9 protein-coding genes are annotated in these 14,932 nt (G+C 69.0%); 1 reads left to right on the forward strand and 8 read right to left on the reverse strand.

Features of this window, described 5'->3' with window-relative positions:
- Positions 1-49 precede the first annotated feature (49 nt).
- Positions 50-913, forward strand: a complete 864-nt coding sequence (locus A7W11_RS11655; RefSeq protein ID WP_066412092.1) for a LysR substrate-binding domain-containing protein — start codon at positions 50-52, stop codon at positions 911-913.
- A 5-nt stretch (positions 914-918) separates the two neighbouring features.
- On the opposite strand, the gene A7W11_RS11660 is transcribed toward A7W11_RS11655, so the two are convergent.
- The 8 genes from A7W11_RS11660 to A7W11_RS11695 all read right to left on the reverse strand — a co-directional run bounded on the left by A7W11_RS11660 (position 919) and on the right by A7W11_RS11695 (position 14,912).
- Positions 919-2,841 carry a sensor histidine kinase gene (locus A7W11_RS11660; protein WP_162270266.1) on the reverse strand — a complete coding sequence of 641 codons (1,923 nt, stop codon included), beginning with the start codon at positions 2,839-2,841 and terminating at the stop codon, positions 919-921.
- Positions 2,842-2,864: 23 nt separating this feature from the next.
- Positions 2,865-5,000, reverse strand: coding sequence for a putative bifunctional diguanylate cyclase/phosphodiesterase (locus tag A7W11_RS11665; RefSeq protein ID WP_218188587.1), 2,136 nt, complete (start codon positions 4,998-5,000; stop codon positions 2,865-2,867).
- Positions 5,001-5,375: 375 nt separating this feature from the next.
- On the reverse strand, positions 5,376-7,862 hold the full coding sequence (gene mdoH / locus A7W11_RS11670) for a glucans biosynthesis glucosyltransferase MdoH (RefSeq protein WP_066412099.1): 2,487 nt from the start codon (positions 7,860-7,862) through the stop codon (positions 5,376-5,378).
- Positions 7,843-9,933, reverse strand: coding sequence for a glucan biosynthesis protein G (locus A7W11_RS11675; protein WP_328587203.1), 2,091 nt, complete (start codon positions 9,931-9,933; stop codon positions 7,843-7,845). The genes mdoH and A7W11_RS11675 overlap by 20 nt, the downstream gene beginning before the upstream one ends.
- 246 nt (positions 9,934-10,179) lie before the next feature.
- Positions 10,180-10,944, reverse strand: coding sequence for a hypothetical protein (locus tag A7W11_RS11680; RefSeq protein ID WP_066412101.1), 765 nt, complete (start codon positions 10,942-10,944; stop codon positions 10,180-10,182).
- A 162-nt stretch (positions 10,945-11,106) separates the two neighbouring features.
- Positions 11,107-12,732, reverse strand: coding sequence for a Na/Pi symporter (locus A7W11_RS11685; RefSeq protein ID WP_162270267.1), 1,626 nt, complete (start codon positions 12,730-12,732; stop codon positions 11,107-11,109).
- A 187-nt stretch (positions 12,733-12,919) separates the two neighbouring features.
- Entirely contained in the window at positions 12,920-14,005 is a 1,086-nt protein-coding gene (locus tag A7W11_RS11690) for an NAD(P)H-dependent flavin oxidoreductase (RefSeq protein WP_066412105.1), read from the reverse strand.
- 25 nt (positions 14,006-14,030) lie between these two features.
- Positions 14,031-14,912 (reverse strand): LysR family transcriptional regulator, encoded by an 882-nt coding sequence (locus tag A7W11_RS11695; RefSeq protein WP_066412108.1) that lies wholly within the window; start codon positions 14,910-14,912, stop codon positions 14,031-14,033.
- Positions 14,913-14,932 lie beyond the last annotated feature (20 nt).

The following is a 14,932-nucleotide window of genomic DNA, read 5'->3' on the forward strand; positions in this document are numbered from 1 at the left end:
TTCTTTTCCTTTATTCGTCAGTTTTTTTCACGGATGCTCTGCCACCGGAATGAACCCTCTGCCGCCGCTTTCCACCCTGCGCGCCTTCGAGGCCACCGCGCGCACCGGTTCCGTCACGCGTGCCGCCGATGAGCTGCGCCGCACGCACGGCGCCGTCAGCCGCCAGTTGCGGCTGCTGCAGGAGCACGCCGGCACGCCGCTGTTCGAGAAGGCAGGCACGGGCCTGCGCCTGACCGAAGCCGGGCATGCCTTCCACGAGGTGGTGCGCGCGGCCTTCTCGCAACTGGAACAGGGGTACGCGCGTCTGGTGGCGCAGGGCCGCAGCCCGGCCCTGCACGTGGCCTGCAGCGCCACCTTCGCCATGCGCTGGCTGGTGCCGCGCATGGCCGAGTTCTATCGCGCGCGGCCGGAGGTGCGCATCCGGCTGTCGATGACGTCCGCGGGCCAGATGCGCACCGAGGGCGCGGATCTGCTGGTGGCCTGGGACCTGGACTCGTACAGCGCGGCCGAGCAGCGGCGCGCCATCGACCTGGCACCGGTGCATTTCGGGCCGGTCTGTGCGCCTGCCTATGCGCGCCGGGCGGTGCGTGGCACGCGTATCGCGCATGATTTCACGTCCAGCGCCTGGACCCGGTGGGAAGCGCTGTCGGGACGGCGCATCGCCACGCAGGGCGAGCTGCGCTTTCCGCATACGCATCTGTGCATCGAGGCCGCGGCGGCGGGGCTGGGCGTGGCGCTGGCCGAACGCCGCATGGCGCGGCGCGAGCTGGACGAGGGCGTGCTGGTGGCGCCCTACGGCTTCGTGGCGTTTCCGGTGGCCTTGCGCGCGGTGCCGATGGACGAGCGACCGTTGTCTGCCGCGGCGCAGGCCTTCGTGGACTGGATGCGGCAGGCGTTGCGCGAGCCGGACTGACGTGCTCAGTCGACGGCCCTGGGCGGCTTGCCGCTGTCGGCCACGCGCGGCAGCCGCAGCGTGAACACCATGCCCGAACCCTTGGTGCTCAGGTTCTGCGCGCGCAACGTGCCGCCCAGCACTTCCGTCACCATTTGGCTGGCGATGTGCAGGCCCAGGCCGGTGCCGCCCGCGTGGCGGTTGGTGGTGTAGAACGGATCGAAGATGCGCTTGAGGCTGCGCGGGTCGATGCCCACGCCGTTGTCGGCCACGTGCACCACCACGTGCGAGGCGCCGCTGGCGGCCGTGCGGATGGTGATGGCGCCGTTCTCCCGCCCACGGAAGGCGTGCACCAGGGCGTTGTTGACCAGATTGGCCACCACCTGCTCCAGCGGCCCCGGATAGCTGTCCATGCTCAGGTTCGGCGCCAGTTCCAGGTGCAGCGTGATGCCGTTGGAGGCATCCCATTTGCGCAGGTCGGGATGAGAATCCAGCACCGCCTCGGCCAGGTCGAACTGGCGCCGATCCATGGTGGTGCGATCCACCGCCACCTGCTTGAAACGCTGCAGCAGGCCGGCGGCGCGCTGCACCGCGGTCTGCGCCAGGTCCATCGCGTCGCGCGCGTCGCGCAGAAAGGTATCCAGGTCGGAGCGGCGCAGCCCGGTCTCCAGCCGCGTCTGCAGGGTCGACAGGGACTGTTGCAGCGTGGAGAGGGACAGCGTGGCGCTGCCCAAGGGGGTGTTCAGTTCGTGCGCCACGCCGGCCACCATCAGGCCCAGCGACGACAGGCGTTCGGCCCGTTCCAGTTCGTCGCGCATGTTGCGCAGCGTGGCGTTGGCTTCGGTCAGGGCGCGATTGGCGGCCCTGATTTCGCGCGACTGCCGGTCTTCCTCGGTCAGGTTGCGCAGGGTCTGCCAGGCATAGCGGGCGACAAGCAGCACTGCCAGCGCCATCAGCGTCGCCAGCGTCAACTGCCAGCGCCAGTGGATGAGCTCGCCCTGGCCGGCGTTGCTGGTCACCAGTACCCGCAGGCCGGCCCGGCTGACCAGGTTGATGCTGCGGCCTTGGTCGGCGGCGGCCGAACCGTCGAACTGCACGCGGCGGAAGACCCAGTCGCCGGATTCATCGCTATGGCGGCCCGACGTGTTTTGCTGCAGGGCGCGCCACAATGCCGGCTGGGTGGCCGGCAGGGCGCGCTCGGGCCGGCGCAACTGCCAGGCCCAACTGTCGATGGGCGTCGGCCCTTCCAGCCAGTAGCCTGCGTCGTTGACCAGGTACACGTCCAGGCCCTGGCGCAGCCCCAGGGCCGACAGGCGGTTCAACAGCCGCGAGGCGCGGTAGTTGATGGCGACGATCCCCAGCGGCTGGCCGCCTTCGTACAGCGGCGTGGCCACGTTCAGGATGGGTTCCAGGGGCCGTTCGACGTAGCCGTACTCGGTGCTCAGTTCGAACTGCGACACATACACCGAGCCGGGCGGCAGCGTGATGGTGTCCTGGAAGTAGGGGCGATCGCCTTGGTTCTGCAGGTTGATCGGCGGCACCACTTCGGGCTCGCCATGGCGCATGCTGATGCGCAGCCGTTCGCGGCCGCTGGCGTCCAGCCAGCGCACCTGCTCGAAGGCGCCGGAACTCTTGGCGAAGCTGAGGAAGAGCCTGGCGAACGGCGAGTCGGGGCTCAGGTCTTCGTGCGGGGCCTGCGCGGCCTGGTCGCCGAGGAACGCCACGTCGCGCTGCAGGCTGTCCAGCGTGCGGCGCAGGATCTCGGCGGCCTCGTCCTTCAGGCTCTCGCGGGCGCGCCATTGCGGCGCCTGCGCGACGCGGTCGACTTCCGTCCACAGCAGCGGAAAGCCGATCAGGCAGGCCAGCAGCCACGGCATCACCATGGCCGCGAAGCGGCGCCGGTACGCAGCCGGCAACGCAGCGAATCGCCGCGCATGGCGCCTGAACATGCCGGGCGCCAGCGCGGCCATCATCAGTGGTGGGCCAGCCGTTGCATGAAGGCCGCCAGCGGTTCAGGCCGGGCGAAGAAGAAGCCCTGGGCGCGCGAGCAGGCATGGTCGATCAGCCAGTCGGCCTGCGTCTCGGATTCGACGCCCTCGGCCAGCACCTGCATGTTCAGGCGGCGGCCCAGCCCGATGATCATGTCGGCGATGCTGTGCCGGCCGGGCGCGGTGTCGATCTCGTTGACGAAGTGCCGGTCGACCTTCAGCGTGGTCGCCGGCATGGAGCTCAGGTGCGCCAGCGAGGAATAGCCGGTGCCGAAGTCGTCGATGGCGATCGGGAAACCGGCGCTGCGCAGGCCGCGCAGCAACTGGCCGTTGGCTTCGTAGTCTTCGATGGCGGCGGTTTCGGTGATCTCGATCTCGAGCCGTTCGGGCGACACGCCGTACTGGCGCGTCAGGTCGATCAGTTCCTGCATGAAGTCACGCCGCACCAGTTGCAGCGGCGAGACGTTCACGGATACCGAGATGTCGGGATAGCCGGCCTCGCCGAGCTTGGCCAGCGCCTCGCAGGCCAGTTGCAGCACCTGCTTGCCCATCGGCACGATCAGGCCGTTGGCCTCGGCCACCGGGATGAACTCGCTGGGCGGCACGCGGGTGCCATCCTGGCGGGTCCAGCGGGCCAGCGCCTCGGCGCCGGTGATGCGGCCGGTGCGCAGGTCGATCTGCGGCTGCAGTTCGATGCTGATCTCGCCGCAGCGCAGGGCCCGGTACAGTTCGCGCGACAGCGTGAAGCGCTGCTGCATCTCGTGTTCCAGGCCGGGTTCGTATTCGACGATCTCGGTGGCGCCGCGCGACTGGGCGCGGCGCAGCAGCAGCGTGCCCATGGCCATCGCGCCGCGGGCGGTGCCGGAGTATTCGTCCAGGTCGACGCGCGCCGAACGCACGCGGATGAAGGAGGGATGGTCCGGGTCGTCGATGTCGACCGACTGCAGTTCGTCGATGCGGTCCTGCTGCAGCAGTTCGCTGTGGCCCAGGATGGCGAACGTGTCGTCATGCAGGCGGGCCACCAGCGTGGGGGCGGGGAAGATGGCGCGCAGGCGGCGCGCCATCTGCTGCAGCATGATGTCTCCTTGTTCCACGCCCAGCGACAGGCAGGTCGACGAATACTGGTCGAGCTCGATCAGCAGCATGCTGCGGTCACGGGGCGCCGGTAATTCCATGGTGGCGGTTAGGCTGCGCAGCAGCGCATTGGCATTGGGCATGCTAAGCAGGCTGTCCTCGTAGGCGAGGCGGTCCAGACGGCTGGTCAACGAGACGTTGATCAAGCCGGAGTTGATATGGGTGGCGAACACGCGCAGCAATTCCTGCTCGGTTTCGTCCAGCAACCTGTCGGTTGCGATGTAAGTGGCGGCGTGCGGCCCCTGCTGCGCGCCGGGAAAGAACAATACCTGGCTGTCCGAGGTCTCGACGTTGGCACGGTCGGCCAGCGCCTGCCGCAGCAGATCCCGGACGGGGGTGTCGCCCAGGTGGCGCAGCTCGCGGTTGACGCTGTGCGCCAGCCGTCCAGCGGCGCCGATGATACGCGCCGAAAGCGGCTCCGGGATTTCAGGATCTTCCTGCACGCATACCAGGCCCTCGGCGCCCACGCCCAACAGGCGCGACAGTTCGAGGATCATGCGTTGCGAGAAATCGGGCAGGCTGCGCGCGCGGGTCAGGCCGTTGCTGGCCTCGACGATGGTCTGCAGGCCCTTGCGGGCCTGTCCCAGCGAGCGGATCTGGCGCCAGGTGCGCAGGTTGCTGGTCAGCACGCCGCGCAGGCGCGCGAAGGTGAGATCGGTCTTGAGCCAGTAGTCGCTGATGTCCAGCGTGCCCAGGCTTGCGCCCATGGGCGCCATGCCGGGCTGGCCGGTGACCAGCACGATGCGCACCTCGGCATTGCCCAGCACCTCGCGCACGCTGCGCACCAATCGCAGGCCGGCATCGTCGGTTTCCATGACGACGTCCAGCACGATGACGGCGATGTCGGGGATGGCGGCGAGGATCTTGCCGGCTTCGGCGGCCGAGCCGGCCGACAGCAGGCGTACGGGCTGGCCCTGGAATTCGAACTCGCTCAGCGCCAGCTGGATGGACCGCTGGAAGGCGGCATCGTCGTCGACGGTGAGCACGGTGGGTAGGGCTGCGCGCGGCGCTACGGGCTCGGGGGCCGGCGCGGCGTCTGTTTCGGGTGCGAAAGCGAAGGCGCTTTCTACCTGCGCGTGGTCGGAACTATCGCCTTGCGTCCCCATTGCGTCTTCCTCGCTGATGTGTTGCCTGGAGGGATTCCTCACGCTGATCGCAAGATCGACCATGAGCATTTACCGCACCCGTGCAGTTATATCCCAGGATACAGTCTGAAACAACAGGTAGCGCGATTTGTGCCCTGTGGAAACAGGGCTTGAAGGCATTTGATGGGCGGAATCACGCGTTAAAGCGAACGATCGGCTTTAGTGTCGACAGGCCCGAGGACGGTAGAAGCTCGGCGAGCCACGCTGCGCATGGCGTCAGACGGCCTCCGCCAGGTCGGTGGCGTCCACCGTGGGGCGCGATGCCTTGGGGACGGCTCCCATCCATACGCCCTGGTGCAGTTGCGCCATGGCGACCGGATCATCGAGCAGCTTGATACGTTGCGGTTCGGTGAGGCGGGCATCTTCGGCCAGCGCCTGCTGCACCAGCGCGGCGCGCGCGGCCAGGTTGGCCGGCACCGGACGATGCCGGGCCGTACCCATGGCACAGGCCAGGGCGTTGACCAGTGGATCGAAGACCGCGTCGCGGAAGGTGGGCGCGCCGTGTGGCACGTCGCGCGCGGCGTCCGTGTAGGCGCGCGTGTCGGTGAGTTCGCGCGGCGCGTGGGTTTCCTCGGGGATGCGGAACAGCCCGTCGTTGAAAGTCTTCACGCCCAGCGCCGTGCGGCTGGAGTAGACCGAGATCGGGATGATCAGCAGCCAGGCCGCCAGGATGGGCAGCATCCACCACAGGAACACCGGATTGAGCCACGCCACCAGCGCCCCCCAGGCCAGGCCCAGCACCATCTGCGAACCGTGGCGGCGCACCGCCTCGCGCCAGGGCGTGTCGTCGTTGTCGCGCTGCGGCGAGACCCAGCGTGCCTTCAGGCCCAGGAACGCCGCCACCACGAAGCGGGTGTGGAAGATCATGCGCACGGGCGCCAGCAGCATCGAGAACAGCACTTCCAGCAGCATGCTGTGCAGCGCTTTCAAGCGGCCGCCGTATTCGCGCGGATAGCGCACGCACACGCGCAGCACGCCCAGCACCTTGGGCAGGAACAGCAGCACGAAGGTGGTGGAGAACAGCGCGATGGCCTTGTCCGGATGCCATTGCGGCCAGATCGGGAACAACTGGCGCGGCTCGACGAAGTACTGCGGCTCGGTAAGCGTGTGCACCGCCAGCAGGCCGGTGGACAGCGCCAGGAACAGGAACCACAGCGGCGCCGACAGATACGACATCACGCCCGTCAGGAATACCGCGCGGTGCACCGGGTGGAAGCCTTCGATGAAGAACAGCCGGAAGTTCATCAGGTTGCCGTGGCACCAGCGCTGGTCGCGCTGCAGTTCGTCCAGCAGGTTGGGCGGCAGTTCTTCATAGCTGCCCGGCAGGTCGTAGGCGATCCAGACACCCCAGCCGGCGCGGCGCATCAGCGCGGCCTCGACGAAGTCGTGCGACAGGATCGCGCCCGCGAACGCGCCCTTGCCCGGCAGCGGCGCCAGGATGCAGTGCTCCATGAAGGGCGCGAGCCGGATGATGGCGTTATGCCCCCAGTAGTGCGATTCGCCCAGTTGCCAGAAGTGCATGCCCGCGGTGAACAGCGGGCCGTACACGCTGGTGGCGTACTGCTGGATGCGCGCGTACAGGGTCTGCATGCCGCTGGCCTGCGGGGCGCTCTGGATGATGCCGGCCTCGGGGTGGGCCTCCATCAGTTGCACCAGCGATTTCAGGCAATGGCCGGTCATCACGCTGTCGGCGTCCAGCACCACCATGTAGCGGTAGTTGCCGCCCCAGCGGCGGCAGAAGTCGTCGATGTTGCCGCTCTTGCGCTTCACGCGCCGACGCCGGCGCCGGTAGAAGATGCGGCCGAAACCGTTGACCGTCTTGCACAGCTCCAGCCATGCCTGCTGCTCGGCCACGCAGATGTCGGCCTGGTAGCTGTCGCTGAGGATGTAGATGTCGAACTGCTGCAGCGCATCGGTGCGCGCCAGCGATTCGTACGTGGCCCGTAGCCCCGCGAAGACGCGTGACACGTCTTCGTTGCAGATCGGCATGACCAGCGCGCAACGCGCCTCCGCGGGCAGGGGCCGGTCGCTCAGGCCGCGTGCCGAAATGCTGTAGCGGTCGCGGCCGATCATCAACTGCAGGAAGCCCATCATGGCCGTCCAGAAGCCGGCCGAGACCCAGCAGAACAGCAGGGCGAACAGCGCCAGGATGGCGACTTCCAGCGGATTGCCGCCCTGGTAGGGCAGCACGCCGCGCATGTACCAGGTGGCCACGACCGTCTGGACGCCGACCAGGGTCAGCAGCGCCAGGCGGCGGCGGCTGCCGGCCAGGCGCCAGGCCTCGCCGCGGTTGGCCTGCAAGGCTGCGTGCGTGTCCGGAGGATCCTGCGGCTTGTCGGCCTTGAGCCTGCGCCAGAAGCGCACGAAGGGGTTGGGCACCCAGGGGTGCGGCGCCATCGACTGGCGCCGGTGCGGCGGCATGGCGGCCAGCGTGGCGCCGGTGGCGTCGCTGCGCATCACGCCGGCCACGGTGGCGTCCGCGCCGTAGCCCAGCACCAGGCGCTGGCCTTCGGAAGCCATGGACGGCTCGCGGATCGCGTCGTGCTGGCCCAGCGTTTCGTGCAGCGCCGTCCAGGGCTCCTCGCCCTGCGCGACCACGTCCTCGACTTCGCGCGCCAGCGTCAGCCGCTGGACTTCGGGCAGCGGCAGCCGGTGCAGGTAGGTGTGGACGAGGTCGTCGCGATCACTTGGTTTCGGGAGCATTGACGGGCAACTGATAGGTCCAGGTTTCCGACAACGGGATATGTCCGTTGGTGAGGAAGGCGCGCAGCTCGACGGGCTTGGCCGGGTCCTTGACGTTGACGCGCAGCATCAGGCGGCGGCCGCCGGTGACCGGATTGGGGCGCACGGCGTTCTCGACGATCTGGCCGTTGCCGTCGACCGAGACGTCGGCGGTGATGGTGGTGTCGGCGGGTATGTCTTTCAGCGCAGGGCCGACGAAGTCGACCACCAGCGCATGGCTGCCGTCGCCGCGCCGGATCAGGTCGGGACCCTTGACCTCTTCGCGCGAGCGGCGCGTCTGCTTCACCCAGGCCAGCGAGGTGTCGTGCAGGCGCGGCTCGTCCAGCGTCCAGATCATGCGGTATTCGATGTCCAACGGCTTGCCCGCGGCGGGCTGGGCGGCCGGCACCCAGAAGGCCACGATGTTGTCGTTGGTCTCGTCGGGGGTGGGGATTTCGACCAGTTGCACGCTGCCCTTGCCCCAGTCGCCCACGGGCTCGATCCACAGGCTGGGACGCTTCTCGTAGTGGTCGTCCAGGTCTTCGTAGCGGCTGAAGTCGCGCGTGCGTTGCAAGAGGCCGAAGCCGCGCGGGTTGTCGGCGTTGAACGCGCTGACCGCCAGGCGGCGCGGGTTGTTCAATGGACGCCAGACCCATTCGCCGTTGCCGGTGTGGATGGCCAGGCCGTCGGAGTCGTGCATCTCGGGACGGTAGTTGGGCGTGGCCGGCTGTTGGTTGGCGCCGTACAGGAACATGCTGGTCAGCGGCGCCAGGCCCAGGCGGCCCACCTTGTCGCGCAGGTAGATCTGCGCCTTCACGTCGACGATGGTGTCGACTTCGGGCCGGATGGTGAAGCGGTAGGCGCCGGTGGCGCGCGGCGAATCGAGCAGGGCATACAGCACGATCTGGTGGCTGCCGCCCTTGGGGCGTTCGATCCAGAATTTGCGGAAGGCCGGGAATTCTTCACCGGAAGGCAGGGCCGTGTCGATGGCTAGGCCCCGCGCCGAGATGCCGTACGCCTGGCCGCGGCCGATGACGCGGAAGTAGCTGGCGCCCAGGAACGAGACCAGTTCGTCGTTGGGCTTGAGCGGGGTGTTGACCGGATACAGCAGCTTGAAGCCGGCGAAGCCCAAGCCCTTGAGCAGGTCGGGATTGACGGCCAACTGGCCATAGTCGAAGTCGGCGGAGTCGAACGGGATTTCCGTGACGGCGCCCTTGTCGTCGATCTCGCTGATTTGCACGGGAGTGTTGAAGTGCATGCCCTGGTGGTAGAAACCCAGGCGGAAGGGCGTGCCGGCATCGCGCCAGTGCAGGCGGTCGTCGCGCAGGCGCACGTTCTGGTAGCCGGCGTACTTCAGGTCCTGGAATTCGTCGGGCAGGTTCGAGACCGGCGTTTTGTAGCCTTGCGCGGCGAGTTCGCGGGCCTGCTTCTGGACGTCGGCGAAGGTGAAAGGCTGAGGCGGGGCGGCCGGGGTCTCAGGCTTGGCGCTCTTGGCGTCCTTCGGGTCCTTGGCATCTTTCGCGTCGGCGGCGGCAGCGGCCTTGCCGGCGGCTTCCTTGGCATTCGCCTGGTCTTTCGAGGGAGCGTCCTTGGCGGGAGCATCCTTGGCCGCCGGGGTCTTGGCCGGGGCCTCCTTGGCCGGAGCGTCCTTGGCGGAAGCATCTTTGGCGGCAGCCTCCTTGGCCGCCGGCGCCTTGGCCGGAGCATCCTTGGCGGCAGCCTCCTTGGCCGGCGCTGCCGCCTTGGGGGCCGCTTCCTTGGCGGCGGGTTTCTGTGCCGTCTCCTTGGCAGGTTCCTTCACGGGTTCTTTGGCCGTTTCCTTCGCCGGCGTCTTGGCGGGCTCTTTCGTTGCCGCGGGCGGGTTGGCTGGGGACTCGGCCGGTTGCGTGGATGCCGCGGGGGCGCTGGCAGCAGCCGTTGCGGGGGCGTCGGACGCGGCGGGAGCCGGGGTAGGAGTCTCGGCGGCTGTGGCGCTATTGAGCAGCGTGGTCAGGGCCAACGTACAGCCCAGCAGCGGTTGGCGTAGATAGCGGCCAGCGGAGGAAACGGACACGGGGGAGCCTCAGGCGGAAAAGCGAGGGAAAAAGGGCAACTGGAATTTTTGCACAGCCGGCGCAAGGTGCAAGTACCTGACACCGAATTGACACATCAAAGCTTGGGGCAGGGGCAACGTTGTCGGAGTTGCTTCCGTCTCAATGACTTCCAAGGGATTCTCGCATGAATGTTGCGCCGCAGCGGCGGACTGTGGACGGCGCGACACACTGGCAAGCGGGGCTTGTCGGGGGAGGAGCCCCGTGGCTCATTTCGCCGAGCGGGCGGATTTGCCGCCTCGGGCAGCTTCGGGCGCGGGACGCCGCCAGCCCAGCCAGGCCAGCAGGAACAGGACGCCAGCGCCCAGCAGGCCCGCCGCGGCCATGTACACGGGCCGTGCGCGGCCGGCCTGCGCCAGCGCGGTGCCGGCGGCCTCGGGGTTCGGGGGCGCGATGATGAAGGCGAAGGCCAGCAGCACGCCGCCGATGGCCAGCAGGAACAGCGCCAGCCAGCCCAATTGCGGCACGCGAGGGCCCTTGGCGGGCGCGGCGGCCTTGGCGCGGGACTTCGCCGGGGCGGGTTTCGCGGCGGCCTTTTCAGTGATGGTGTAGGCGGCCTTGGCCGGCTTGTCCGCGCTTTTTGGCTTGGGGGCGGCCGCCGTCGTGTCGCGGTCGCGCCAGCGGCGCCACAGGGCGGGCACATAGGCCAGGCCGCCCAGTCCCGCCAGCGCACCCAGCACGGCGGCGGCGGACAGATGGTCGCCGCCTGCCAGCCAGTGCGGCAGGGATTGCGCCAGGACGTCGCCCAGGGTGCGATACAGCAGGTGGCCGCTGGCGTACATGCCCGCCAGCGTGAGAACGACGACCACCAGCACGGCCACGCCGCTGGCGAGGTCTTGCGCGCGTTGGGTGGGGAAATGCCGGATGGCCAGGGCCACCACGCGGGTGCTGATCCAGGTGGCGGCGATCAGCAGCGATACGCAGGCCAGCGACAGGACGAAACCGAAGAGAAAACGGGCGAGAACCAGAGCCATGGGGAATGCGGCGGCCGCAAGGGCGAAAGCGGCCGAAACGTTAGCACATCGGGGGGCAGGCCAGCGCCGTGCCCGGCGGCGGGGGCCCGCCGCCCGTGTCGGGCTTCGTCAAGCGGACGAAATCGGCGAGGGGTGTGCCGCATTCGCCGGGGACGGCGCGGGTCATGCCTGGACCTGCGCCTCGCGCGCCGCCGTGTCGGCGGCATCCAGCAACATCACATAGCGCCGCATCAGCCACACCGCCCGCTCGAACAGCGCCGTCGCGGCGAAGGCGGCCTGCTGGGCCTGCGGCGACAGGTCGCCGTTGTCGCGCAGCAGGCGGCGGCGGATGCCGTCCATCAGTTCCGAGCGGTCGTGCGTCAGCGCGCGCAGCAGGCTCAGGTCGTCGGCATGCGCCGAGGCGGCGGCTTCGGCCAGTGTCTGCAGCATCATGTGCAGGCCCTCGACCAGATTGCCCGTCAGGCGGCTGACCTCGCCGCCCTGGCCGCTGCCGGTCACCGCCACGTGCAGTTCGGCCAGTGTTTCCTGCAGCGCCACCAGCAGTTCGTTGCGGTCGCGCAGCACGATGGTGCGTTCCAGCACCTCGCGCGAGCGGTTGCGGTCGGCCAGGTCGGTGATGAAGTGCTCGCACTGCTTGAGCACGCCGCGCTCGGCGGCATGGCGCACCCCGGGGGCCACGCCGGGCTGCTCGACGTCCGCGCGCAGCGAGTCGAGATAGCCGGGCAGCGTGGCCAGCAGGCGCTGCTGCTCCAGGTCGACCAGCAGCAGGGCGCTTTCGGGTTCGTCCAGCGCATGGTCGTTCAGGTACTGCGGCTTGCCCAGCACCTCTTGCACCGACGGCGGCGCGCTGCGCTCGACGTAGCGCACGATGGGCCCGTAGGCCAGCCGCATGGTCAGGTCGGACACCACCTGCAGGATGACGTACACGGCGGCCAGTTGCGCCGACGCGGACAGGTTCAGGGCGTGGATGGCGGCCGTCAACATGGGCCAGCCGGTGCTCCATTCGACGGCGAACAGGATGACGGTGACGGCCACGCCCGATGCCTTCAACAACACCTGGTAGGTGACCAGCTGGCGCGCGCTGCCATCCAGCTTGCCGGCCAGCATCTTGGCCGACAGGCCCGAGCCCAGGCCCGCGCCCAGCACGATCAACGCGCCGCTTTCGAAGGTAATCAGCCCGCCCGCGGCCATGGCCATGGTCAGCACGCTGACGGTGGTGGACGACTGCGCGATCAGCGCCACGCCGGTGCCCATCGCGAAGCTCAGCAGGTAATAGTGCGAGGACAGTTCCAGGTAGACGCGCAGCGTATCCAGCTGCTTGAGCGGCCCGGTGCCCGCCTTGATGAAATCGATGCCCAGGAACAACAGTCCCACGCCCAGCAGCGCACCGATCAGGTGGCGGTAGCGCGCCGAATCGTCCAGCTTCAGGTAGTAAGCGAAACCCGTCAGGCCCACCAGGACCAGCACCAGCAGGTGCATGTTGATGGCGGCCACCAGCACCAGCATGGAGGTGCCCAGGTTGGCCCAGTTGATGACGGGGAAGGCGCGGCGCGTCTGAACGGCGCCCGCCGTGACCAGGGCCACCAGCACGAAGGTGACCGCATTGACGCTTTGCATGATGGCGCCGGCCGACAGGCCGAACACGGCGATCGAGCCGTGGCCCGACAGCGCCTTGGCGATCATCATGCGCATCTTGCGGCCGGCCAATTGCTTCAGGTTCGAGCTGATCAACCGGATGCCGATGAAGAAGAGGCCCAGTCCCGCGAAAATTGGCGCAGCGATGTCCACGTGAAAACGTATCCGGCGTTGAGGTGATGGCCGCAACGCCATGCGGGGCGGGCGCCGTGGGCGCCGCAGCCAACAATGCACGCGGACGTACGGCTAGGGGTCGCTGCGGATTGTATGAGACAGGGATGACATGAAATATGACGTTTTTGTGATTGCGTTCATGCCATCGCCCGTTTTCAGCCCGGGTTCAGCCGCGCAGGGCGGCCAGGGCATGGACCGCTTCGTCCAGTTCGGCGCGCAGGTGCCGCACCAGTTCGGCGGCAGGCAGGCTGCGAGCCAGCCGTGCGGCCTGACCCGCCCACTGCGCGGCGTAGTCCGCGTTGCCCTGCGCCTTGGCCGCCGCGTGCAGACGCTTGCCGGCGTCGTAGGCGATGGGATAGTCCGGCGCGGGGGGACTGTCGGCAGAGTCGCCCAGCGCGCTCAGGCGGTTGGACAGGCCGCGCGCCGGACGGCCCGAGATGGCGCGGGTCAGCGTGGTGGGCGGCGCGTCGGCGGACAGCAGGTTCTGCCGGTAGGCGGCATCGGCCGACGATTCGGGACACGCCACGAAAGCCGTGCCCAGTTGCGCGGCCTGCGCGCCCAGCGCCAGCGCCGCGGCGATGCCGGCGCCGTCCATGATGCCGCCGGCGGCGATCACCGGTTGCTCGACGCGCGTGGCCAGCAGGCGCACCAGCGCCAGCGTGCCCAGGCCCTCGTCGGGGCCGTTTTCATCGAACACGCCGCGATGGCCGCCCGCCTCGATGCCCTGCGCCACGATGGCGTCGATGCCCGCGTCGGCCGCCTGCCGCGCTTCGGCCAGGCTGGTGGCGGTGGCCAGCAGGTAGACGCCGGCTTCGCGCAGGGCGCGGATGCGCTCGGCCCCGGGCAGGCCGAAATGGAAACTGACCACGGCGGGCCGTTGTTCCACCAGCATGTCCAGCATGGCGTCGTCCACCAGGAAGCTGGTGTAGATCTCGCTTAATTGCGCGGGCGGACTGGCGCCGAACGCGGCGTATTCGGCGGCCAGGTACTGCAGCCAGCGCTGTTCGCGCGCCGGGTCGGACACCGCGGGGGCATGGCAGAACAGGTTCACGTTGAAGGGGCGGCTGGTCAGCGCGCGGGTCTGCTCGATGGCTTGCCGTGCGCCCGCGGCATCCATGGCGCCCACGCCCAGCGAGCCCAGCGCGCCGGCGTTGGAGACGGCCGCGGCCATGGCGGGCGTGCTGACGCCGGCCATGGGCGCCTGGATGATCGGGCTGGTCAGGCCCAGCCGGGCGGCGAACGAAGTGGGCATGGAAGGCTCCGGAAAAGAGAAGGGGTCAGGCGGCTCGCAGGATTTCGCGCAGCAGCGCGCGGTACGCGGCCGTGTCGTAGCCGGCGCGCCGGATCATGAAGATGTGCGCGTCGCGCAGGAACAGGGTGCGCACGGCGGCGGCGTCGCGATGCAGGTCCAGCACCGATTGCGGCAGCAGGGCGACCGAGGTGCCAGCCATCACGCAGGCCATGATGGCGTGATACGAGTTGGCCTCGACAACGTTCCAGTGCGGCAGGCCGGGGCGGGACAGCCAGTCCTGCGCGTATTGGCGGTAGGTGCAGCCGCGGGCGAAGCCGGCGAGGCTGCGCACCTGCACGTCGGCCGGCGTGCGCACTTCGGGATGGCCCGGCGGGAACACCAGCATTAGCTGTTCGGTGAACAGATAGGTGCCTTCGATGCCGGGCGCCAGCAGGCTCAGGTCGGCGGACGCGGCCGGCCCGTCGCCGGGGTAGGCCACGGCGGCGCAATCCAGCTCATGCGCCGCCACCGCGTCGGCCATCGCCTGCGTGGTGCCGGTGCGGATCTGGACGTGCACGTCGGGCCAGCAGGCATGGAAACGCGCCAGCGGGGCGGGCAGGCGGCTGGCGGCCGTGCTTTCCATCGAACCCACGCGCAGCGTGCCGCTTGGCCGGCCGGCATGCACGGATTGCCGGGCTTCCTCGGCCAGCGCCAGGATGCGTTCGGCGTACTCGAGGAAGCCCTGGCCTTCGGGGGTCAGCGTCATGCGGCGGCCATCGCGCAGGAACAGCGCGACGCCCAGGTCGTCTTCCAGCTGCTTCAGGCGCGTGGTGACGTTGGACTGCACGCGGTCCAGCGCCTGCGCGGCGCGGGTGACGCTTTGTTCGCGCGCCACGGCGCGGAAGATTTCCAGTTCGGCGAATTCCATGGTCTCAAGCGGAGAGTCGT

Source organism: Bordetella ansorpii (assembly GCF_900078315.1).
GTDB classification, from domain to species: Bacteria; Pseudomonadota; Gammaproteobacteria; order Burkholderiales; family Burkholderiaceae_B; genus Bordetella; species Bordetella ansorpii.

Bases quoted from the DNA above. Each gene is read 5' to 3' on its own strand.
- A7W11_RS11655 (WP_066412092.1), top strand. From the start codon at position 50: ATGAACCCTCTGCCGCCGCTTTCCACCCTGCGCGCCTTCGAGGCCACC.
- A7W11_RS11660 (WP_162270266.1), bottom strand. From the start codon at position 2,841: ATGTTCAGGCGCCATGCGCGGCGATTCGCTGCGTTGCCGGCTGCGTAC.
- mdoH (WP_066412099.1), bottom strand. From the start codon at position 7,862: ATGCTCCCGAAACCAAGTGATCGCGACGACCTCGTCCACACCTACCTG.
- A7W11_RS11680 (WP_066412101.1), bottom strand. From the start codon at position 10,944: ATGGCTCTGGTTCTCGCCCGTTTTCTCTTCGGTTTCGTCCTGTCGCTG.
- A7W11_RS11690 (WP_066412105.1), bottom strand. From the start codon at position 14,005: ATGCCCACTTCGTTCGCCGCCCGGCTGGGCCTGACCAGCCCGATCATC.
- A7W11_RS11695 (WP_066412108.1), bottom strand. From the start codon at position 14,912: ATGGAATTCGCCGAACTGGAAATCTTCCGCGCCGTGGCGCGCGAACAA.